Origin of the sequence: Pediococcus claussenii ATCC BAA-344, assembly GCF_000237995.1 — a bacterium.
GTDB classification, from domain to species: domain Bacteria; phylum Bacillota; class Bacilli; order Lactobacillales; family Lactobacillaceae; genus Pediococcus; species Pediococcus claussenii.
This window is the reverse complement of sequence record NC_016605.1, coordinates 1,787,301-1,811,084: the sequence shown is the minus strand read 5'-3', so window position 1 is coordinate 1,811,084 and position 23,784 is coordinate 1,787,301. Positions and strand designations below refer to the sequence as shown.

Sequence of the window (23,784 nt, the reverse complement as noted above, 5' to 3'; positions counted from 1 at the left end):
GAGGCCCCATGGCATTAAAATTCATAACGGGATTAGCTAGTGCTGATCATCTTCAAGGAGTTGCACAAAGAATATTAGACCTAAAAAATGAGAACAAATATAAACATATCTATTATATAGTTCCCAACCATATTAAGTTTCAATCTGAAATTCAATTATTATCAAAGATAAGTGATGTAAATAACGAATTTAATGCAGAGAGTCAAGTTCAGGTTCTTTCGATTTCACGATTGGCATGGTTTTATTTAAAAGACTCAAATATTTATCAGTATCCTCGTTTAACTACTTCAAGTACTAGTATGATTTTGTATAAGATTATTAAGGAACATATCGATGAGTTGACTTTATTTAAAGATATTGATAATCAGTTTGGATTAGTAAGCAAAATTGCCTCTCAGCTTACTGTGTTTAAACGTGGAAACATATCTCCTGATAATTTAGAAGAATTAAGCAGCAGATTCAGTGAAAGATCTGACATAAGTATGGACTTAAAAGCTAAGACTCACGATTTAAATATCATTTACGCAGCATTTGAAAATGAAGTTCAGTCTCGGTTTATTGATAACAGTGATATTTTACGTAATTTAAACGAAATTCTGACTGATTCAGAGTTATCCGAAGACGCATTTGTTTTCAGTGGCTTTTCTTCTTTTAGTGCGGAGGAGTTACGTTTAGTTGAAACGTTGATTAAATCTAATGCCTCAATTACGATTGATTTAGTGACGGACTCTCTCACTGCGGATATAGATGTGAACGATTTTTTTTATGAGACAAAAAAGTTAGCTCAACAACTAAAAAAGCAAGCTGAAGATAATCATATTGAACTTAAATCTGAAGTTAAGCTACACCAAGTTAGGGTTAAAGATGATTTATTATCTCTGGAAAATTACTGGCTTGAATCTTCCGGTAAAGGGGGACGTTTTGAAACAAATAGCTACGCCTTAAATGGTGTGGATATAAAACAAATGAATAGTCGTTTCTCAGAAGTTGAAAGCATATTAACTGAAATACGACAAAAGATGGCTAAAAACTCGAAGTTAAGGTTTAGTGACTTTGCAATTTTAACTAGTCAATTAAGCGATTACGATATGGTTATTCGTCCGCTATTTGAGCAGTTTAAAACACCATATTTTTGTGATTTGCAGATTATGATGAAAGATCATTCTTTTGTTGAATTTTTACGAGCATTATTTGATGTTAAAACAAGTTACTTTCAGTATGAAAATGTTATGCGTTTACTAAAACTCGGATATTTAATACCTGATGATGTTGACAGTGAAAATTTTTTTGATGCGCTTGATATAACTGAGAACTATGTCATTAAAGAAGGGGTGCTTGGTAGAGATTGGATCTCTAAAAAGCGTTGGAGAATAACACCAACTTTTGGAAATGACGGCGAACTGAGTGAAGTTGATAAAGTAAAAGAAGATCAAGTCAATTTAATTAAGGATTTTGTAGCGTCAACGTTAGTCCCAATTTTTAAAAGCTTAGATGAAGCCGTTACGGGACGTGAAGCAGTTTCAAAGGTTTACGATTTTTTGATTCAACAAAGAATTGATACGAAAATTAAAAAAGAAATAGCAAACCTAACTGCAGCTGGAAAGCTAAGTTCAGCCGCAGAGATGAGTCAAACATGGCAAACGTTAATGCAATTATTAGATGAATTTGTTGATGTTTTGGGGGATTCTGAATTTAAACTAGAGGATTTTATTGGTTTAATTGAAGTTGGATTTTCTTCAGCACAATTTTCACAAGTACCATCTACTTTAGATCAAGTTTTGATTTCAGAAAGTGGCATGGTTCAGATGGCTGATAAAAAATTTGTTTATATTATTGGAGCGGATGACCAAAAGCTTCCCACTCAACCAGATAGTAATTCATTTTTTGATGTTGATGGTCAAACTGAGATCGAGAAAAATTTAGAAGATGATCAATATTTATCTACTAGCTTACAGAGGCAGATGAAAGAGCAACCTTTTTTAAACTATTTAAATTTTTTGATGGGCTCAGATGAACTTCACTTTTCATATGCCACTTCTGATCACGCTGGAACGCTACATGAACTTTCCCCGTATGTAAAAAGGATTGCTGAGCATTTCAATATTAGTATTGAACAAGTTGAAAGTCGACCAAGTGTTGGAGAAAGTGAAATCAGTCGATTCGTGGGATCAAAACGCAATACCCTAAGTCATCTAGTACAATATGCTCGTGATTTGAAACGTTCCGGTATGGATGAAAACCTTGAAGAATGGCAGTATATTTATTCAATATTAAATAACAGTCAGTATGGTGATTTAGTAAATCAACTACTTGAAAGTTTGAACTATAAAAACACGCCAACGCAGTTACGACCTGAGATAGTACAAGGACTGTACGGCAATACAATACTGGCCTCGGTTTCTAAGTTGGAAAAATTCTTTCAAAATGAATATGCATATTTTTTGGAATTTGGATTAAGACTACGTGAGCGAGAAACAGCAGATTTAACACCAGCAGACACGGGTGTTTATTTTCACGCAGCCTTTGATACTTTAATTAAGGAAATTACCGATAAGAAGATTGATTTTGAAAATTTAACTTCAAATGAAATTAAAAATATGCAACAAATAGTTATTCGAAAGTTAGAAGCTGACAACCAATTTAGTACCTTTACGAGGACAAATCGTTTACAATATCTCAGAAATGAATTGGATAATACTATTAAGGAAATGACACGAGCAGTTTTGATACAGATGATGAGAACCAAAATGCGACCGATCGTTTCTGAGCAAATGTTTGGTCAAATTGAAGGGGGTAGCAGTGGGTTACCACCTTTGGTATTTAATATAAGTGACACCCAAAGTGTCCAAGTTAGAGGAAAAATAGACCGGATTGATCGAATTGATGCTAATAAAGGGACTTATTTAGGAATTGTTGACTATAAATCTAGCGCTAATAAGGCGAAATTTAGTTTCAAAGAAGCATATTATGGTCTGACTATGCAAATGTTATTATATTTGGACGTGGTACGGCGAAATAGTTCAATAATTTTACCAGGACAGCAAGTAGGTATTTCCGATGCATTATATATGCATATCCAAAACCCACTTTTACGCGCAAAGGACAAAAAAGTTACAACTCTTGAAGAAGAAAAAATTAACCAGTTGGTCTTTAGTGAGTACGGACTTAAGGGGATTATTCTAGATGATTTAGATTTATTGGAAGAGATAGATCCATCAATTGATGAAGGTCATTTAAGTTCGGAAATATTTCCTATTAAGTTAACTAAGGCTGGTGCACCAAATAAAAATGCAGAGGCAATCACGTCCGAAGAAGACATAGATCGGCTGATTAGAAATGCAGAAAAACGGGTAATTGAGGCTGGAAAACGTATTTTTTCTGGTGAAGTTAACTTGAACCCAGTCCGTTTGGGGGATAAAGACACTGCACTGTCATACACGCCGTACAAGGATATCATGCAATTTGACGCAATGTTACCAGAAAACTCCTATAGAGATATTCCCAATATGAATAAAAAAGACGTTTTGAATAAGTTAAAGGATGAAGAAGATGAATAAAAGACAGTATACTGAAAGTCAGCAACACGCAATTGAAGATGACGGAAGAAATATTTTGGTGTCTGCATCTGCTGGATCCGGGAAAACCTCAGTGCTAGTTGAAAGAGTTATTCAAAAAGTATTAAAAGGCGAAGATGTAGATCGGTTATTAGTGGTTACATTTACCGATGCAGCTGCCAAAGAAATGAAGGACCGAATTCGGAAGGCAATAACAGATCAAATCAACGTTGCAACCGACATGGAGCAAAGACAGCATCTGCTACAACAGCTGGATAACCTGGCTAACGCTAGCATTAGTACTTTACATTCATTTTGTTTGTCCATTATTCAAACGTACTACTACGTAATTGATCTGGACCCAGCTTTTAGGGTTATGTCAGATCAAACGGAGAGTGAATTATTAAAAGAAACAGTTTGGGAAGATTTACGTGAGAATTTTTATCAGTCCAGGCAAGAAACCTTTTCAAGAATCACAAGAAATTTCTCGAATGATCGTTCAGATCAAGGTATGGAAGATTTAGTAATGGAATTAATTAATTTTGCAGATGCTAATCCTGACCCGATTGAATGGTTAAATCAACTTAGTAAGAATTATGAAGTGGTTGAAAATGATGTTATGAATTCGCCTTTTATTAAAAATAAAGTTATTCCTTTTTTTGAACATGAACTTCATTTAATGTTGAACCAGATTCAAGACGCATTAGACTTAGCCAACGAAGGTGGAGCAATTCTAGAAAAGAGTCGCAATGTAATTCAAGCAGAAAAAGATAGTGTTGAAGCAGTTCTCAGTAACATGAATCAGAATTGGAATTCTTTTAAGGCCGCAATGGAAAATGTGGATTTTAGTGGTCGATTGTCACAAAAAAAAGATGAAATAACTAAAACGTTCAATCAAGAAGTGAAGCCCTTAAGGGGTGGCACTGGTGATTTTAAGAATGGTTATCGAGATTCATTTAATCAATTAAAGGGCGGATTTATAAAGTTTAATGAAGAAGAACTAATTGATGTTTTGAAGGACAGCCAATCAATCGTAGCGGAGCTAGTTAGCGTGGTAAAGATTTTTATGACTAAATTTGCTGAAGAGAAAAAGAGAAGACATGTACTTGAGTTCAGTGATTTTGAACATTTTGCATTACAAATTCTTACTAGTGATAATGACAATAGTCGGATGGTCCGCGAAAGTTTTCAAAATAAATTTAATGAAGTTATTGTTGATGAATATCAGGACATTAATCCTCTCCAAGAGACAATTTTAACAACCGTTTCACGACCTGAGCCTGGAAACATGTTTATGGTCGGGGATGTAAAACAGTCAATTTACGCTTTTCGGATGGCTGAACCAGGACTATTTCTGAAAAAGAATAATCAATTTAAAGAGGATGATAATCCTAACCAACGAATAATTTTAGCTGAAAACTTTCGATCTATGCAAAACATTGATATGTTTACAAACTTTGTCTTTAACCAAATTATGGACGAAAAGGTTGGACAAATTGAGTATGACGAAGATGCTCAGCTTAAGTATGGTGCAGCATATTATCCAGAAAATTTCAAAAACTCAACAGAGGTACTTATTTATGAAAAAAATACTAATAGCGGACAAGTAGTTGATAAAGCTGATTCCCAAATTCGAATGATTGCTGAAAAAATTCAGAAAATGATTCAAGATGATACTCAAGTGTACGATAAGGGTTCTCAAGATATGAGATCCATCCGATATAGCGATATAGCGCTATTAGAGTCTAATCGTAATCTAAATTTGAAACTAGTAGAAATATTTAAAGAATATGGAATTCCAATTGATGTCGGGGATGCGAACGATTATTTTCAAACAACTGAAATTTCAATTGTAATGGACTTCTTGAAAGTTATTGATAATCCGTATCAAGATATTCCACTTGCAGCCGTTTTACGATCACCAATAGTTGGATTAAATGAAAATGAATTGGCATTTCTTAGGATTGGGAAAAAGAATGGAAATTACTACGAGGCGGTTTTGAAGTTTTACAATGAACCTCAAAATGAAGTTAATAATGAATTTAAAATGAAGTTAAAAAACAAAGTTGTAATGTTTATTACGGAACTTGAAAAATTACGAATGTTGGCACGAACAGATAGTGTTTCAAATCTTCTGTGGACTATTTTCAATGACACGGGGTACTTGGATTATGTCGGTGGGATGCCAGATGGGCCTCAGAGACAAAATAATTTACATGCATTGTATGAGCGTGCTCGTGACTATGAACAAAGTAGTTTTAAAGGATTGTTCCAGTTTGTTAGATTTGTTGAAAAGATGCGTCAAAGGGATGACGATTTATCTGAGAATCCGGTAAAAACTGATGATGAGGCTGTTGCAGTCATGACGATACATGGAAGCAAGGGGTTGGAGTTTCCTATAGTGTTTTTAATTGATGCAACGCATAGGTTTAATTTGCGAGACGTCAATAGTGGTACAGTTTTAGATCGGAGTTTGGGTATTGGAATTACATTGAAGGATCTTACTCGGCATCTATTAATTGATACTCCCCAAAAAATGATCATCCAAAGAAGCAAATTAACTGAATCGCTTGCTGAAGAAATGAGGGTTTTGTACGTGGCGTTAACACGTGCTCAACAAAAACTCATTATTACTGGTTCAACTGATAATGCTGAAAAAATGATTGAAAATTGGAAAGCGGTGGCAAGTGGAAGAAATGAACTTCTAGATGAAAAAACACGTGCTCTTGCAAAATCGTTTATGGATTGGATTGGTCCCGCAATTTTAAGAGATGAACAAGTTGCTGAAAAATATGATGTTAATTTAGCACCAGGGGTTAGTCGAAAAGCAAATGTTTCCTTGCAAATTTTTAGCGATGAAGAGTTGGGGAACGAAGGTTCAGTGGTGGTTAACAAACCAAAGGCACAGAGTGTTGTTAATAAACAAGTTGCATCAAGTAAAGATTTACAATGGATTTCCGATGTTCTGGATTTTGAGTATCATGATCAAGGTGCAACGACAACGGCTGCTTACCAGTCAGTATCAGAAGTTAAAAGACAATTTGATGATCCTGATAAGCTTTTGATGAACTTCAGTGAAGTTGAAGAAAACCAGCAATTTAAATCGGTTAATCGTTATTTGAATACAGAGTTAGCCAAGCCTAAATTTTTGCAAGATACGAAGCAGCCAGTAGCAAGTGAAATCGGAACGGCAACTCATTTAGTTTTACAGAAGATTGACCTAAACCGGCCTGTCACTCAAGAATCGATTGAAGAGTTGATTGCAGATTTAGTTGAAAATCGAATTTTAAGTTCTGAAATCGCACAAAAAATTAAAATTAAATCAATTTTGAACTTTTTCGACACAGAGTTAGGTCGTTTAATGTTAGGGCATGCTAGTCAGGTACATCGAGAAGAACCATTTTCATTATTAATTCCAGCTAAACGGATTTTTAGTCAGGTTAAAGGTGATCAAAAGTTATTAATTCACGGAATTATTGATGCATACATTGTGATTGAGGGACGAGTGATTGTTTTGGACTATAAAACTGATTTTATTTTACCAGGGAGTCCAGATCATGGGGTTGCTTCAATTGTTGATAAGTATCGAGGTCAAATCAATATGTATGGAATTGCATTACAGGATATTTTAAAAATGAAAGTTAATGAGAAATATATTTATTTGCTTTCTACAGGTCAACTTGTTTCAGTTAATTAATGGAATTATTGATGTTGGTTAAAAGTAAAACCATAAATTATGATTTTAAATAATCACAATTTATGGTTTTTTAGTTTAAAAATATTTTTAATCCAAATATAGCTGGTAGGCGTAACGAGTCGTAGTAGATTCGTTTGGGTCTTCAAAGTCGATAATACCTCGATATTCAAAACCATTGTTTAAGATAACTTTTTGCATAGCAATATTTTCTGGATGAGTATCCACGCGAACTTCATTAAATCCAGTTTCAGTGGAAATTGTTAGTAGCCCAGAAATCATTTTCTCAGACAACCGCTGACCTCGAAACTTGGAAGACATCGCAATTCTGTGAATTGAAGTATACTGGTCCTCAGGATTACCACGCCAACTTCCTTCTACCATATTTTTATAGTTGATATCCTGTCCAGGCCATAAGGCAGCTGTAGCAGCTATTTTACCATCGACCATTAAGACGTAACTGATTTTGTTGTCAATATCTTTTTCGATATCATCGTTGGTTGGATAGCCGGCCTGCCACTGATCAATTCCCTGTTCCTTAAGATATTCTTTGGCTTCACCAATAATAGCTAAAATTGCTGGTAAATCAGCCTTAGTAGCCTTGCGCAAATATGATGTTGTCATTTCTCTGTTCTCCTATACTTTCGAAATAAAGTTGTATTTTACCGCATATAAATTTCGATGTCTAATGTTTTTTGAAGTTAGGCAAATGGTCTATAATAACTACGACAATGATGGAGAGGGCACGGCAATGGATCAAATACAATTTCCAATTAATATGGCAAAGCGAAAAAGGTTTTTAGAAGGAATTTTAATTCATGATGTATCATGTAAACGATTGGAAGCACGTCGAAGTGATTTGAAATATTCAAATATTCCAACCTTGTTTATTCATGGCTCGATGGGTGGGGCACTTTCCTTTAATAACATGCTAAAACGGCTTAATGCAAAGTTTGCGGGAGAAAAAGTATTACTGGTAATTGTAACTTTTACCGGTAAATTACGATTTATTGGTGATTGGGATGCGAGGTTAGATAACAATCCTCTTATTCAAGTGATTTTTGAACGGAATATAGGTGTCTCTTATAAGAGGGAGGCCGAATGGATAAATCAGATACTACATGTTTTGAAGTTCAAATTTGGAGTAGAAAAGTATAATGCTGTTGCCCATTCATGGGGAAGCGGTTCGCTGGTTTACATGGGGTTTGCAAATGGACAGGATAAGGATGTTCCCGAGATTAATAAGTTTGTATTACTTGCAGCACCAATTAATAACGCATTACATAAATGGAACCACTTAAATCCTGATGGAAGTTCACAAAAGGGTGATAGTTCTTTTAAATTTATGGAGATTAATCGAAAGTATTTTCCCGAGACTGCGCAAATTTTAAATGTTTATAGTAATAGGAAAAACAGAAAAACAGATGGCAGTGTGCCTAATGTTTCGTCGCAATCATTAGCATATTTGGTGCGCGATACGGTAAAGGAATATCGTGAAGCCTTAGTGGAAGATTTATCTCATTTTGAGATGCATGAAAATGAACGGATTGATGATATGATAATTGATTTTTTGTGGAGAAATAAATAATTGTATTTAATTTAACTTCATTTTAAATTGTGAAACAGAGAGCAAATAGTAAGAAAAAGCTTCTGAATAATAAATTCAGAAGCTTTTTTAATAAGGCGTTGTATCCTCGTTATTTAGTTTTTATTCGCATAGCAGAAGATTAATAACTAAAACGGAGCTTCTGTCGTGAAGTTAATTAATCGCTGGCTGAAGCTGGGGTGGTTGTTCATTTGCTTTTCTGTATTTTGCAAAGTTGCAAGGTTATCAGTGATAATTCCGTTAACTCCCATAAAAATCATTTTTGACATTTGATCATCGTCATTTACGGTCCAAGCAAACACTTTTTTGCCCGTTAATTGTGCTGTGAGCAAGAAAGAATGATTTAGGGTTGAGTACTCCATTGTATAGAAATTGGCTTTGGATTGAGGAACACCAACGAAATTAAACGGTAAAATATAACCGACCGTTAGTTTCGGATTAATAGTTTTTAGCTTTTGTACAACGTTAAAATTTAATGTATGAATCATGTCATGATATTTTAGTATCCTAGCACTATATTTTTGATTGAATCGTTCAACAAGTCGTGGATCATCATGTGAAGTTGTTTTTATTTCAATGATTAATTTTTGGTGGAGCTTATGAGCAGTTTTGAAGTAGTCATCGAAGCTAGCGACTTTAGCACTTGATCCATTTTCGCGAGCAGTTAAACGTGTTAACTGTTTTAATGTCAGTTGATAGGGAGCTTTATTGACCCCAGTAAGGATCTTTAAATTTTCGTCATGCATTACAACAAATTTGCGATCCTTGGTTTCATGGATATCCATTTCAACGTAATCGGGTTTTAAGCGACTAGTATTTTCAAGTGAGGGAATTGTATTTTGAACACCATTGGCATCATTTACACCACGATGTGAGACAGTAATGGGCTGAGAATTGAATACTCCGTTAAGATAAAGCACGTTAAACACCACAGCGCCAAGTATGACAACAACGACTCCCACCCGAGTTAGAACGTGATTTTTTGGTACATTACTTAATCGGATTAATTCTGAAACAAGTTGATCATGATGGACACTAAAATCTTGATCGGATTTTAGTAAGTCAAGCATAATCATGATGGACGATGCACCAATGGCTATGTTGGAAAATAATAATGTTCCTTCGATTAACAAAAGCATAAATACGGCATTGGTATATGGAATCCATGTTGCAGAAATGCTGTCAACCAGGGTCTGTTCAAAGACTAACAGTATGATGACAATGGCTACGGTAATGAAAATTGTGGCGAATGTAAAAACTAAAAGTAAAAATAGATTTTTAATATTTGAATGAGTCATCGACCAACTTTTTTTGATAGCCTGTCGGATAGGTAATCTATTTATAATAACGAGAGGTATCACGAGTAAAAAGCGAATTCCAAAGTAAAATGTGATCAAATAAATACTAATTAAGGTTAAAAGTAGTAAAGGATGATCATGAAAAACATAATCAATCAAAAAACTAGGAATTTTAATTTTATTTAAGAGCGGAGTTGAAAAACCTATCCCACCAAAAGGTAAAATCAGGATAGTATAAATAAGTAGAAACCACACAGTTTGTAAGAAGGTATGGCGTACTCTTTGAGATGAACGTTTGAATAGGGTATCAATAGTTAGGCGTTGTCCAGAATTAATCTGAAGAATACCTAAAATCAAAAAAGTGACCTGCCAGTAAATTGCAAGAATAATTAGTGCTATTAGAATTAATATTTCTATGTCCAATAGTGGCTTTGAAATAATGGTTTGAATGAGATTAGTATTTGACAAGTATTGAACTCCGTTTATGCGGAGTAAGATAGCCCCAATTAAAGTAAAAATAGGAATCAAAATGAACTGAATAGCTATGTTACTAATTACAAAAAGCATGATGTAGCTGAAGATATGGCGCATAATTTGTCTAAAAAAAGTGATACTTTTATGAAACATAATAAGCTCCCCCTGATCTATATTATGAACATTTAATATGAAAAAGTGTAGGACTAAGCTATTTTGTATGATTTAAAATTATAAGTTTGTAGTTAAGTGTGATGTTGATCACCATAGAAAAGTAACGAAGGACAAATGATTTTAAGCTTAAAATCATTTGCCCTTCGTTTTTAAGTGAATTACCCGACTTACTTTTTATAGTATATTTCAAGTCATTCATAGTGGAGTGTCTTAGTATGCGAAAAACTAAAAGACATATTCAAATATGAATTCAGTTAACTACTTATTTGAGGTTGGTTTACTGTCGTTTTTAGTTTGTGGATGATCTGTTAAAATTTTTACGGCAACAAACAGGCCTCCACAAATGGCTGAGATAGTAAATAAAATAAAAATCCAGCGAGTTATAAAAAGTGTGACTGTATAAAATTGGTCCATTATATTCTCCTTAGTGAGAAATTTCCTTTGATTCAAAGGTCCGATCAGTGGGATTGAAAGTATGATAGAAAACTTTTCCATCATACTTCTCCCAAAATTCGTTCCTGTTCTCAGAACTAGCATAAAAGAAACTAGTTTCATCGTCAATGGTAACTAATAATCCAGGTTGAGGTTCGTTAACTTCCTCAAGCCTTGTGTTTGCACTTGCAAGATGTGAAGCGATATATATTTTAATTAATTTGAAGTTCATTGGAGTTGCTCCTAAAGGGCTTTTTTAGTTTGGTTAGTATGGAGAACATAATCATTTAAAATCTGGGATGATATTCCTGGAGTTTTACTTATAATCCCTTGCGCAATGGGTGATTCTGAAAGCTGAGATTGGTAAAAATTGTTAGGAATAAACTGACTTACAGACAGTATAATAAAAACAACTGCGTAACTAATAATGAAAGCTACAGCTCCTCCAGCCAAGCCATTAACTTGTTTAATTACAGGTAACCAGGTAATCATTTTTGAAGCACGACCAATTGCACGAATGATAATCCATCCAAAAGACATTAGAATAATGAATGAAAGAGAATGCATTATTGTCAGATTTTCGAGTGCGTCTTTGGTCCAACCACCAAATGAGTTAGTCAAAAAAGTAGACAGTGGTGTGGTATAAAAACGTGCAAAAATGAATACGGCAATATATCCAATTGTGTAGAGAAGTTCAAGAATAAAACCACGACGATAACCTCTAAAAATTGCGGATAATAAAATTAGAACTATAATAATTGAAAGTAACATAAAATTAGAATTCCCCCTGTAAAGTTGTAGTCAATTCTACAGTTGCAAAATGGGAAGGGCAAACTTTTTCGAAATTCTTTAAATATCCCTATAAAAATAAATATCTTGCTTCCCCATTTGGGAAGTGAAATTATAGTTATTCGTGTTTAAGCCACCAATCTCAAACCTATTATTTAAATAAAAACGACAGGCGTGTAAATTGTTATCTTGACAAAGGACGCAAATTCCCAAGTAATTACGCTGCTTGATCAGTGGTTCAGCAAAGTCCAACATTTGAGAGGCAATATGCATACCACGATATTTTTGGTTAACTTTTAAATCTACAAGCATCATGTATTTAAACATTTGATTTTCAAAAATCGCTAAGCCAATTGGCAAGTTGTCATTGGTAAACGCAGCAACTGCAAAGCCTGACGTATTGATTTTATCTAAGCAATAATGCTCGTCAGGAAAAGTTTGTTTTATAATTTGTGATTTTAAAAGGAGATCTTCTGTGTGTTCCCAAGTATTAAGCGATCGGGTGACAATCATTCTTCCAATTAATTCAAATGGTTCGTTTTTTAAATTAAGCGCGTTCTGATTTTCAGCAGTTATAAGTTTAATTTTGATAGTTAGTTAACCTCATTTCACGGGTGCTTAATTGGTAACTATTTTGGCTCCTAAACTGTTTTTAAAGTGATCTAAGGCCCATTCTTGTCCATGTTCAGTAAAAGTTGCGACTCCATTTTTATGAATCACAAGGTTATATCCTAAATTATAAGCATCCACGGCAGTATGGAGAACGCAAATATCTGTGCATACACCAACTAAATGTAAGGTATCAATATGTCGCTCACGTAGCCGAATATCTAAATCAGTACCAGCAAACGAGCTGTATCGCGTTTTGTCGAAAGCCCAAACATGTGGGTTGGATTCTTGCTCGTTATACCAGCCCTCAAGTTCGCCGTAATATTTGCGTCCCCAAGTTCCACGAACATTATGTGGTGGGAATAGTTTTGTTTCAGGATGATAAGGGTCATTCGGTACGTGAACATCAGTTGGAAGTAATACCCAACTGTCGTCTTTTAAAGCTTCATTTGCATAGTGAATAATTGCTGGTTCGATTAGCTGACCAGGTTCTCCGCAGGTCAATGCTCCCTTTTCATCAACAAAATCGTTTGTATAGTCAATAATTAAAAGCGCTTCATTTATAGCCATAAGCTCATCTCCCTTTTGTGTTGATTTGATTATATAATAAATTGGTTGATTAGCGTTAAAAATGCTATGGGATGTAAATTAATTCATTAATTATTAGGAAAGAATTGTTGCAAAAATGTTAATTATTTTTACAAATATAATGATAAGACGGTATAATTAAGCTTAAAAAGAATAATGAGGTAAGTAAATATGATTTATGCACAGATCTTAGCTGGTGGAAAAGGTACTCGAATGGGTAATGTTAAAATGCCAAAACAGTTCCTTTCATTGGCTGACAAACCAATTCTAATTCATACTGTTGAAAAGTTTGTGCTTGAGAATCGGTTTGATGCGATTCTAGTAGTTTGTCCTTCTGACTGGGTAAGTCATACCCAAACGCTTATTGATCGTTACATTGCTGATGAACGCGTGAAAGTAGTGGTTGGTGGTAGCGAACGTAATGAAACCTTGATGAAGGGAATCGAATATATTCAGGATAACTTCGGATTGAACGATGACGATATCGTCGTTACACATGATGCTGTACGTCCATTTATTACAGAAAGAATTATAAGCGACAATATTGAAGCAGCATTAAAAAATAAGGCTGTTGATACTGTTATTCCAGCTATTGATACGATTGTTCAAGGTGAAAATGAAGAAGTTGAAGATATTCCTGTACGCGACAAGATGTATCAAGGCCAAACACCACAAAGTTTTAATATCAAGGCGCTAATGAGTGCTTACAATCAGTTAACAGAAGACCAAAAGGCAATTCTATCGGACTCAGCTAAAATTTGTTTACTAGCTGGTGAGAAAGTTAAAATGGTTCGGGGAGAAAGCTTTAACTTTAAAATCACAACACCATACGACTTGAAGATGGCTAATGCTTTAGTAGAAATAGGAGAATAAGATGTTAAATCAAGTTTATCGCTTAGTGAGTCCGCGTCAGATTGAAACGCAAACTGTAAACGAGAATTTAGGTACAGATGACATTATTGTCCGTCCAACCTATTTGTCAGTATGTCATGCTGATCAACGTTATTTTACGGGGCAACGACCACCCCAAGTGTTAAGCAAAAAATTACCGATGGCATTGATTCATGAAGCAATTGGTACGGTGGTTCGCGATCCTCAGGGAATCTTTAAAGTTGGTGATACGGTTGCTATGATTCCGGATACACCTTTTGAAAAGGATCCAATTATACGTGAGAACTACCTACCAACCACGAAGTTCCGTTCTAGTGGCTATGATGGTTTCATGCAGGAGTACGTGTATTTGCGGCGTGATCGTGCTGTTAAGGTTCCTGACGATTTTAATCTTGAGATGTCAGCATTCCTTGAAATGGTATCGGTTGGTGTTCGTGCTTTAATGCAATTGAAAGAAACGATGGATGCCGATGACCAAAGTTTAGGCATTTGGGGTGACGGTAATTTAGGCTATATTACCGCTGTTCTTGCTAAGTCAATATTTCCTGATACGAAGTTGTACATTTTTGGGCGTCATCAGGAGAAACTAGCATATTTCTCATTTGCGGATGAAACGTACGTTGTTGATAGTATTCCGGACGACTTAACAATTAGTCAGGCCATTGAATGTACTGGTGGCGCTGGAAGTGCAATTGCTATTGATCAGATTATTAATCACATAAAGCCTATGGGAACAGCTATTCTAATGGGCGTTACAGAGGAACCTGTCGATATCAATACAAGGGACGTTCTTGCTAAGGGATTAATTTTGCAGGGAACAAGTAGAAGTGGTCGTGAAGATTTTGAAAAGGCCATTGAAATTCTGTCAGCTAGTCCTGAAGCACAGTCATATTTACAAAATTTGATTGGTATCACTAAAACAGTAACTACAATTCCAGAAATTATCGATTTCTTTGATATGGACCTTGCCAACAGTTGGGGTAAGGCGGTGATGCATTGGAAGGTGTAAAAGTATTACGACTCAATATTCTTCGAGTTACTTTCAATGTGGTATATCAAATAATTTTTCACTTAATCGGCCCTCGTAAAAGACGGGTCGTTTTTGCGAGTATGAGAAATGACAAACTGGCAGATAATCTCAAATTTTTATATAAGGAATTTGAAAAAGATGGATCATATGAAATCAAATTATTATTGTTTCATTATGATCGTACTCTTACCAGTAAACTACGGTTTTTATGGACATCATGGCGTTCGTTGTATTACATGGCAACTGCGGAGCTATTTATTATTGACGATTATTATTTCCCATTGTATGCGATTAATAAGCATAGTGAAAATACAGTTGTACAATTGTGGCATGCAATTGGATCTTTAAAACAGTTCGGACTTAGTTTACCAAGTGCCGCTAAGAGCGTAATTAAGCCACATACAAACTATGATTGGGTTTTTATTAATGCTGAAATCGACAAGCCGGCATACGAAGAAGCGTTTGATGTTGAACCCAGTCATATTTTAGCATTTGGGGAGCCTATGATGGATGAGTTAATGACAGCTCAAATTCCAACTCATACAGGAGTACAGTGGATGTTGTACTCTCCTACATATAGAGCTGGAAATCCAAAACTAGTTTTAAGTTTGGTAAATGATATGATAAAATCCAGTCATAGTCTTACTGGCAAATGGGAAATATACATTTCACTGCATCCTTATTTAAAATTGCCGGATTTCAAGGATTTACCAAGTAATGTTCATATTTTTCAAGATGCTGAAAAAGTTAAAACACTACTGCCAGGAGTGGACGTCTTTATAACGGATTACTCGTCTTTATCGCTGAATTTTAGCTATTTTGAACGACCAATCTTGTTGTTTACGCCGGACTATAAGCAATATGTAGATCAAAATGGCTTTTACGTTAATTATTATCAATATTTAGGGGCTCCTCATTTTGATACAGCTGATCAAGTTATTTTTGATATTAATCAAAATTTGGAAACCATGGATTTGAAATATGTAAAAAAGCTTAAAACTAATACATTTCCATTTCAGGACGGAAAAAATAGCCAACGGGTTTTTGATTTTTTAAATAAATTAGAATAAACGAGGAAGAAGTTTATGTTGCAAGGTTTAAGACGCACAGCGCGTCGTGTAAGGAATGCTTTTCGTAGGAAAAACAGACCCCAAAAAACAGCGGTAGTAGGTGAGAATAATAAAGAAATCATTGTTGATCCAATCCAACAAGTGATTAGTACGCCACATCTTGCGATGGATGTTGATTCATTGATTAAACGGCAAGTAACCAATATTGATTTTAATAATTCCTACTTTTCAATTGAAGGAATGGCTTGGTTTGAAAGCTTTCCAGAGAAAGATCCTGAAAAGATTGTGAAAAGTTTGGTGTTGATTAATGAGGATGGTAGAGAGACTGTTATTGCTTTAAATAATAGTAAGGTAGATTTACCGGGCTATCCACAAGCAGGGTATTACGGTTCAATCAATTTTTCTAAGATTAACAATGGTGGTCCGCTGGATCCTGGACGTTATGAGATCAGACTACGTATGCGCCAATATTTGAGTCAAGGATGGCTAATTCGGCAAACTTCTTTGGGACAAATTAAAAATACTCATAAGAATCTGAATTACACAACGAAGATGACTAGTTATTCTGCCCAAAGCAACAAAACATATAGTTTAATTTTTGAGTATAATCTTGCAGAGCAATCTATGCACGTTAGTTCGCATAAATTAAGTGATATAAATCCACTTGAAAATGAATTTACAAGTGATTATGAACTTGATTCAGCAGTTGGCAGGCGTTTGAAACGAACGGCATTACACTGGTGGTATCGTTGGTACAGCTTACGACCAATCAAATCTAATAAGGTTTCTTTTGTTTCAGATAGTCGTACCTCAATATCAGGCAATTTTGAGTTTATCTATGAAGATATGCAAAAAGAGGCACCAGAGTTACAAGCTAGCTTTTACCTTAAGCCAAATATCAAGGCTAAAAAGAGTTGGCATGAGGTGCGCACTTTAGCCAAAGCATTGGCGACAAGTCGTTTTATTATTTTGGATGATTTTTACCCATTGATTTATCCGTTAAAAATTAGAGATAATGCGGATTTAATACAGGTTTGGCATGCTGTTGGTGCATTTAAAACATTTGGATATAGCCGAGTGGGAATGCCTGGTGGCCCTAAATTAACTTCACTGAACCACAGAAATTATACTAAAGTCTTAGTTTCGGCTACCAGTATTGCGCCTAAATATGCTGAAGGATTTGGTATTGATCCTGAGAACGTGTTGCCATTGGGAATTCCACGAACAGATATTTTCTTTGACACTGCTAAACAAGATTCGATTAAAACGCGCTTAAAGGAAGAACTACCCTTCATAAATGGAAAAAAAGTAATTTTGTTTGCTCCAACGTTCCGTGGAAACGGACAACAATCTGCTGACTATCCTTTTGAAACTTTGAACTTCAAGAAGTTATATGATAGTTTACATGAGGATTATGTGTTCTTGTTAAAGATCCATCCTTTTGTTCAGAATAAGCCAACTATTCCTTATGAATACACGGATTTCTTCTATGATGTTTCTGATTATCGTGAGATTAACGATTTATTACTGATAGCAGATCAATTGATTACTGATTATTCATCCGTTTGTTTCGAGTACGCTTTATTGAAACGACCAATGGTATTCTTTGCACCGGACTTGGCTGAATATATGAAGAGCCGTAGTTTTTACTATGACTATTTTGATTTTATTCCCGGACAATTGGCAGAAAGTATGGATGAACTGCTTTATCAATTGGAGAATCCAAAGGTTGATAAACCTAAATTGGATGCATTTGTGGATTATTTCTTTGATGATCTTGATGGAAAGTCGACGCAACGATTTGTGCATGCACTTAAGTCAAACTTTGGTGAAGACGATAAGCTTGATTTAGAGGATGAAAGATATTCCGAAGATGGTAAATATATTCCTGAATGGGGTAAAAAAGCCGAACAATCTAGAAAATAATTATTTAACTAAAAAAGCCTTTGAAAATTTCAATTTTCAAAGGCTTTTTAAATAGGTTGGTTGAAAATAAGTTAATTGAATAATAATCTAAATGTCTAGTAAAAAGTGTTATTTTGTATTAGGCATACTGCTAACTACCTTGTAATTAGTATTTCCAAAATTTTGGTTAACAGTGACGCGAACAATTTGACCCTTTTTAAAGGGCCCTGGATTTGCTGAGGTTGTTTTTAAAGTTAGAAATTTTTCTTTGCCAGAAGCTGTGCGGGCCTCTCCTTGGTAAGTATAGCCATTACTAGGTATACTTACAGCTAATGTGACTGGATGAGTACTGACTGATTTTGTAATTCTCATATAGTAATGTTCCCCTGAATATCTGTAAACAAACCAGCCAACATTACCGATAATAAATAATACTAAAAGCAAAAGAATGCTTAGTTCGGTCCATTTTTTAGTAATATATTCCATTATAATCTCCCCATTGTGAACGACTTTACTGACAATAAGTTTAAAATATAAGATGTTAAAGTGCAAGTGGTGTTTAAACTAGTTTTAATAAGTTAACATTCTTAGTCGTGTAAAAACACGAAACCAATTAGTGACAGTATTCATGTGCTTGTGGTCGCAGGACTATTTCAAAATCAATTATCAATAACGCATCCATTATGCCATTAATTGCGGAAGAACGTTGAACTTCAGTTAACGCGGATTGATGGTGTGTTTTCATTATAATTTTATACCGGTTTTAAATTTAATGTAACAGTTTTTAAATTGTATCTGTTTATGGCAACTTGTTAGAATTATAATACGTGAATATTCAAAAATTAAATTTGGAGGATATTGGTTATGAAGTTAGGAATTGTGAATAATCAAGTGACACTTTTAACAAGACAAGATGATCATTTGCTGGGACAGATGGTTCGAAATACTGATACAATTTTTGATGCGATTTCAAATAGATCAAATCTAGAATTGTCAGAAAAATTTGAAGTGAATCAAAAAGAACTTCAAATGCCAGTTCCTGAACCTAGGCAAGTTTTCGCGGTTGGGATGAACTATACAGATCATTCCCGTGAAATTAATATCGCACTTCCAAAGGTACCAAGTATCTTTACAAAGTTCCAAAGCAGTTTGACAGATCCAAATGTAACAGTAAAAAAGCATGGGAATCAAACGGATTGGGAAACAGAATTAGTTATTGTTATTGGCAAAGATGGTCGTAATATTGCCAAAGAAAATGTTGATCAGTTTATTGCAGGATACATGGTAGGGCAAGATTTATCCGACCGTTTTGTCCAACTTGAGAATACAGATGCGCCTCAATTTTCAATGGGAAAGTCATTTGAAAAATATGGTCCAGTTGGTCCATGGTTAACAACCCCAGATGATATTAAAGATTTAGGGGACCTAGAGATTGAAACTAGGGTTAATGGAATCGTGATGCAACATTCGCAACTGAAAAATATGATTTTTGATACTCCGACGTTGGTAAGTTATCTGTCTTCAATTGTTGAATTAAAGTCTGGAGATATTATTTTCACCGGAACGCCAAGTGGTGTCGGACTTGGAAGGGATCCTAAAGTGTTCTTGCGGTCGGGGGATGATCTAATAAGTGAAATAGAAGGTCTTGGTCAATTGCATATTGAAATAACTGAATAAAATATTGAGAATGGAAACTGGCATTTAGGTTTCCGTTTTTTATATTGTGTTGATTAAGGGGAAACGATAAGTCTAATTATGATAAGTTTATTATTAAATTTAATGATTATTAATGCGGAATTTTGAGGATAGACACTGAGTAATTAAAAAACAAAAAAATCAGCAATCACGGCGTTTAAGCATCGTAACTACTGATTAGTGGCGTCTATATGATGGGTGGTCAGGGGATCGAACCCTGGACCCACGGATTAAGAGTCCGTTGCTCTGCCAGCTGAGCTAACCACCCATGTGATCAATCGACTAAAATATAGTACCATGAAAAACGAGGTCTGACAACAGGTTTTGGGTAAAAAGTTTAAAAAAGATGGAATTTTTTTTTGAATACAGATTAATATTAGAAAATAAATTTAGTAACTTATTTATACAATAAGGGTTTAAATGTCGTATAATTAAAAATATTAAAATAAAGTGAGGAATGTAGCATGGCAGAGATTAAAAGATTTTTTGAGACATTTCAACCAGAACACTATGACGTTTTTTTGGATATTAATCGCCAATCCAAGTTGATTAAGGGAAAAACAACAATTGAAGGAGTCGCAGCATCGGCTTCGATTAGTATTCATCAAAAATATTTAGATGTAACATCAGTTAAGGCAAATGGGACTAATGTTCCTTTTGAACTAGATGGAAATAATGATGAACTTAAAGTCACTCTTGAAAGCACCGGGAAAACACAATTAACGATCGAGTACAGCGCACCACTCACTGATAGCATGATGGGCATTTACCCTTCATATTACGAAGTTGATGGTGTGAAGAAGCAAATTATTGGAACGCAATTTGAAACTAACTTTGCTCGACAAGCCTTTCCAAGCATCGATGAACCCGAAGCAAAGGCAACTTTTGATTTAGCAATTAAGTTTGATGAACAACCTGGGGAAACTGTTTTAAGTAATATGCCCGAAGTGCGAGTTGAGAATGGTGTTCATTATTTTGATACAACCGTGCGTATGTCAACTTACCTTATTGCGTTCGCGTTTGGGGATTTGCAAAGTAAGCATGCAAAAACTAAAAGTGGAGTTGAGGTCGGTGTTTATGCTACTAAAGCCCATAAAGCAAATGAACTTGATTTCGCGGTAGATATTGCTAAAAGATCTATTGAATTCTACGAAGATTTCTATCAGACACCATATCCACTACCACATTCATGGCAGTTAGCATTACCTGATTTTTCTGCTGGGGCAATGGAGAATTGGGGACTTGTCACATATCGTGAAGCATACTTACTTTTAGATCCAGAAAACACATCTTTAGATACAAAACAGTTAGTTGCAACTGTGATTGCACATGAATTGGCACACCAATGGTTCGGCGACCTGGTAACTATGAAGTGGTGGGATGATTTATGGCTAAACGAAAGCTTTGCTAACATGATGGAATATGTAGCAATCGATGCAATCGAACCAAGTTGGCACATTTGGGAATTATTCCAAACGTCAGAAGCTGCAGCGGCTCTACAGCGTGATGCAACTGATGGTGTTCAATCTGTCCATGTTCAGGTTTCCAATCCAGCCGAAATTGATGCGTTGTTCGATAGTGCAATCGTGTACGCTAAAGGTTCAAGAATGCTGGTTATGGTTCGCTCCTTAATCGGTGATCAAGCTCTTCAAAAGGGACTTAAGGCCTATTTTAAAGCGCATAAATATGGGAACGCTACTGGCGCTGATTTATGGAAAGCACTTGGAGATGCTTCTGGCCTCGATGTAGGCTCAATTATGAATTCATGGTTGGAACAACCCGGCTATCCAGTAGTAAGTGCTCAAGTTGAAAATGGTCAATTAAAATTAACTCAACAACAATTCTTTATTGGTGATGGGAAAGAAGTGGGACGTGAATGGCAAATTCCACTTAACAGTAATTATGCAATTGCACCAAAGATTTTGAAGGATAAAACTGTAACGCTTGGAAATTACGCTGATTTACGTTCTGAAAATGGAACTCCTTTTCAAGTTAATGTGGGAAATGAATCACATTTCATTGTTAAATATGATGATGAACTTCTAAATGATATTTTAAATAATATCAGTACTTTAAATCCAATTGCTCAATTGCAACTATTGCAGGATCTACGACTATTAGCTGAAGGACGTCAAATTTCGTATGCAAGCGTAGTGCCATTGTTATCAAAATTTGCAGACAGTAAATCAAATGTGGTTAATGCTGCATTGTATAGAGTTGCAAATAACCTGAAAAAGTTTGTTTCGGCAAATTCAGATGAAGAAAAAGAATTAAAGGCATTATTTAATCAACTAAGTGTTAAACAGGTTGAACGTTTGGGATGGATACCAACTGAAAACGAATCAAACGATGATCAGTTAACACGGCCGTATGTCCTAAATGCAGCGTTGTATGCTGAAAATTCTGACGCAATTGCTGCAGCTCATAAGTTGTTCACCGCTAACAACAATAATCTAGCAAGTTTACCTGCTGATATTCGCGTATATGTTTTGGTCAACGAAGTTAAAAACTTTGGTACGTCCGATTTGTTTGAGAGTTTGTTATCAGAATACAGAAAGACTTCTGATGCAAGCTTTAAATCTGATATAAGTAGCGCTTTGACAAGTACTAAGGATCCTGAATTGATTGCAACTTTAATTACTAAATTCGAGGATGCTGGCACAATTAAACCACAGGATTTAAGATCATGGTTTAGAGGTACACTAGCTAATGAATATGGTGAACAAGCTGCTTGGGACTGGATTCGAAATGATTGGCAATGGTTGGAAGATACAGTTGGTGGTGATATGGAATTTACAACTTTCATTACGGTTATCACTGGTATTTTTAACACCTCAAAACGCCTTGCCGAATTCAAAGCATTCTTTGAACCTAGATTGAATGTACCAGGATTAACCCGTGAAATCACAATGGATATTCGCGTAATTGAAAGCCGAGTAGCCCTTGTAGAGGCAGAAAAACAGGCTGTTAATGCTGCGATTCGACGGATAACCGCAAAATAATATATTAAAAATACTAAAACTTGTCTATCTTAACTGAATGATAGACAAGTTTTTTGTTAGAGGCTTCAATGTTAACCAAAATGAAGTTCAGTTAACCTCGTGCAATTAATGGTTTTAAATTTACGTAAAATTGCAATTAGACCGCATGTGGTATAATTGTTTCAGCATGAATTAACATCGACATTAAGCTTTATTTATGCCGAAAAAGTTTAGACCGTCTCCAGAGGAGGACAAATATGCCAAAGATTTTAGTAGTAGATGATGAAAAACCTATTTCAGATATTGTTAAATTTAATTTAACCAAAGAAGGTTATGATGTTGTGACCGCTTACGATGGTGAAGAAGCGCTCGCTTTAGTTGAAAGTGAAAAACCAGATTTGATTTTATTAGATTTAATGTTACCTAAAATAGATGGGCTTGAGGTTGCTCGTCAGGTTCGAGCAAAACATAACATTCCAATCATTATGGTAACGGCAAAGGATTCAGAATTAGATAAAGTTGTTGGACTGGAACTCGGTGCCGATGATTACGTTACTAAACCATTTTCAAATCGTGAACTGGTTGCTCGAGTAAAGGCCAATTTACGTCGCCAAGACCAACTGCAAACTGAGCAAACTGAAAATAACAATTTGAAAATTGGCCCATTATTAATCAACGCCGATTCGTATTCTGTTACGCGGGATGGCAACCAATTAGATTTAACGCATCGTGAGTTTGAGTTATTGCATTATTTGGCAAAACATATTGGTCAAGTAATGACACGAGAGCATCTACTTCAGACTGTGTGGGGATATGATTATTTTGGTGATGTTCGTACAGTCGATGTTACGGTTCGAAGATTACGTGAAAAAATTGAAGAGACACCAGGTAATCCCCAAATCTTGGTCACACGACGTGGAGTTGGTTATTACCTAAGAAACCCTGATAATGCTTAATTTCAAATTTGAAATACGTTTGGGAGCTTTGTAGCGTC

The 23,784-nt window shown here is 35.2% G+C and carries 18 protein-coding genes and 1 tRNA gene; 10 read left to right on the top strand and 9 right to left on the bottom strand.

The genetic code is table 11. The annotated features are described in order from the left end of the window. The first annotated feature begins 8 nt into the window (after positions 1-8). Together PECL_RS08840 and addA are read left to right on the top strand one after the other, a co-directional pair. Positions 9-3,557 carry a PD-(D/E)XK nuclease family protein gene (locus PECL_RS08840; RefSeq protein WP_014216255.1) on the top strand — a complete coding sequence of 1,183 codons (3,549 nt, stop codon included), beginning with the start codon at positions 9-11 and terminating at the stop codon, positions 3,555-3,557. Continuing rightward, the gene (gene addA, locus PECL_RS08835; protein WP_014216254.1) at positions 3,550-7,251 is read left to right on the top strand and encodes a helicase-exonuclease AddAB subunit AddA; all 3,702 of its coding nucleotides are present in this window, start codon (positions 3,550-3,552) and stop codon (positions 7,249-7,251) included. Before PECL_RS08840 ends, addA begins: the two co-directional genes overlap by 8 nt. A gap of 87 nt (positions 7,252-7,338) precedes the next feature. Here addA and PECL_RS08830 read toward each other — a convergent pair whose 3' ends face one another. Then, entirely contained in the window at positions 7,339-7,872 is a 534-nt protein-coding gene (locus PECL_RS08830; protein ID WP_014216253.1) for a GNAT family N-acetyltransferase, read from the bottom strand. Between the two features lie 127 nt (positions 7,873-7,999). Between PECL_RS08830 and PECL_RS08825 the strand changes: the two genes are divergently transcribed. Beyond that, a complete protein-coding gene (locus PECL_RS08825) occupies positions 8,000-8,836 on the top strand; it encodes an alpha/beta hydrolase (protein ID WP_014216252.1) in 837 nt (278 codons plus the stop codon). 146 nt (positions 8,837-8,982) lie between these two features. Here the strand turns inward: PECL_RS08825 and PECL_RS08820 are convergent, their stop codons facing one another. The 6 genes from PECL_RS08820 to PECL_RS08800 form a co-directional block, all read right to left on the bottom strand. After that, positions 8,983-10,779, bottom strand: coding sequence for a glycerophosphoryl diester phosphodiesterase membrane domain-containing protein (locus PECL_RS08820; protein WP_014216251.1), 1,797 nt, complete (start codon positions 10,777-10,779; stop codon positions 8,983-8,985). Positions 10,780-11,058: 279 nt separating this feature from the next. Continuing rightward, on the bottom strand, positions 11,059-11,214 hold the full coding sequence (locus PECL_RS10180) for a hypothetical protein (protein WP_014216250.1): 156 nt from the start codon (positions 11,212-11,214) through the stop codon (positions 11,059-11,061). A gap of 10 nt (positions 11,215-11,224) precedes the next feature. Continuing rightward, positions 11,225-11,464: a hypothetical protein gene (locus tag PECL_RS08815; protein WP_014216249.1), complete on the bottom strand. Its 240-nt coding sequence runs from the start codon at positions 11,462-11,464 to the stop codon at positions 11,225-11,227. A gap of 11 nt (positions 11,465-11,475) precedes the next feature. Beyond that, positions 11,476-12,003: a CvpA family protein gene (locus PECL_RS08810; protein ID WP_014216248.1), complete on the bottom strand. Its 528-nt coding sequence runs from the start codon at positions 12,001-12,003 to the stop codon at positions 11,476-11,478. A 78-nt stretch (positions 12,004-12,081) separates the two neighbouring features. Beyond that, positions 12,082-12,534 carry a GNAT family N-acetyltransferase gene (locus PECL_RS08805; RefSeq protein ID WP_014216247.1) on the bottom strand — a complete coding sequence of 151 codons (453 nt, stop codon included), beginning with the start codon at positions 12,532-12,534 and terminating at the stop codon, positions 12,082-12,084. A 105-nt stretch (positions 12,535-12,639) separates the two neighbouring features. After that, positions 12,640-13,200 carry a cysteine hydrolase family protein gene (locus PECL_RS08800; RefSeq protein WP_014216246.1) on the bottom strand — a complete coding sequence of 187 codons (561 nt, stop codon included), beginning with the start codon at positions 13,198-13,200 and terminating at the stop codon, positions 12,640-12,642. Positions 13,201-13,389: 189 nt separating this feature from the next. Here PECL_RS08800 and PECL_RS08795 point away from each other — a divergent pair, with 189 nt between their 5' ends. The 4 genes from PECL_RS08795 to PECL_RS08780 are packed head-to-tail and all read left to right on the top strand — an operon-like array spanning position 13,390 to position 18,135. Continuing rightward, a complete protein-coding gene (locus tag PECL_RS08795) occupies positions 13,390-14,091 on the top strand; it encodes an IspD/TarI family cytidylyltransferase (protein ID WP_014216245.1) in 702 nt (233 codons plus the stop codon). A 1-nt stretch (position 14,092) separates the two neighbouring features. After that, positions 14,093-15,118 carry a ribitol-5-phosphate dehydrogenase gene (locus tag PECL_RS08790; RefSeq protein ID WP_014216244.1) on the top strand — a complete coding sequence of 342 codons (1,026 nt, stop codon included), beginning with the start codon at positions 14,093-14,095 and terminating at the stop codon, positions 15,116-15,118. Then, entirely contained in the window at positions 15,106-16,209 is a 1,104-nt protein-coding gene (locus PECL_RS08785) for a CDP-glycerol glycerophosphotransferase family protein (RefSeq protein WP_041534672.1), read from the top strand. Before PECL_RS08790 ends, PECL_RS08785 begins: the two co-directional genes overlap by 13 nt. A gap of 15 nt (positions 16,210-16,224) precedes the next feature. Beyond that, positions 16,225-18,135: a CDP-glycerol glycerophosphotransferase family protein gene (locus PECL_RS08780; protein ID WP_014216242.1), complete on the top strand. Its 1,911-nt coding sequence runs from the start codon at positions 16,225-16,227 to the stop codon at positions 18,133-18,135. Positions 18,136-18,243: 108 nt separating this feature from the next. Here the strand turns inward: PECL_RS08780 and PECL_RS08775 are convergent, their stop codons facing one another. Then, complete coding sequence (locus PECL_RS08775; protein ID WP_014216241.1) at positions 18,244-18,600, bottom strand: YxeA family protein; 357 nt, start codon at positions 18,598-18,600, stop codon at positions 18,244-18,246. 378 nt (positions 18,601-18,978) lie between these two features. Here PECL_RS08775 and PECL_RS08770 point away from each other — a divergent pair, with 378 nt between their 5' ends. After that, on the top strand, positions 18,979-19,791 hold the full coding sequence (locus tag PECL_RS08770; RefSeq protein WP_014216239.1) for a fumarylacetoacetate hydrolase family protein: 813 nt from the start codon (positions 18,979-18,981) through the stop codon (positions 19,789-19,791). Between the two features lie 213 nt (positions 19,792-20,004). Here PECL_RS08770 and PECL_RS08765 read toward each other — a convergent pair. After that, a tRNA-Lys gene (locus PECL_RS08765) sits at positions 20,005-20,077 on the bottom strand. Between the two features lie 196 nt (positions 20,078-20,273). On the opposite strand from PECL_RS08765, the gene PECL_RS08760 reads away from it, so the two are divergent. Together PECL_RS08760 and yycF are read left to right on the top strand one after the other, a co-directional pair. Beyond that, positions 20,274-22,811, top strand: a complete 2,538-nt coding sequence (locus tag PECL_RS08760; protein ID WP_014216238.1) for a M1 family metallopeptidase — start codon at positions 20,274-20,276, stop codon at positions 22,809-22,811. Positions 22,812-23,047: 236 nt separating this feature from the next. After that, the gene (gene yycF / locus PECL_RS08755; protein ID WP_014216237.1) at positions 23,048-23,746 is read left to right on the top strand and encodes a response regulator YycF; all 699 of its coding nucleotides are present in this window, start codon (positions 23,048-23,050) and stop codon (positions 23,744-23,746) included. Positions 23,747-23,784 lie beyond the last annotated feature (38 nt).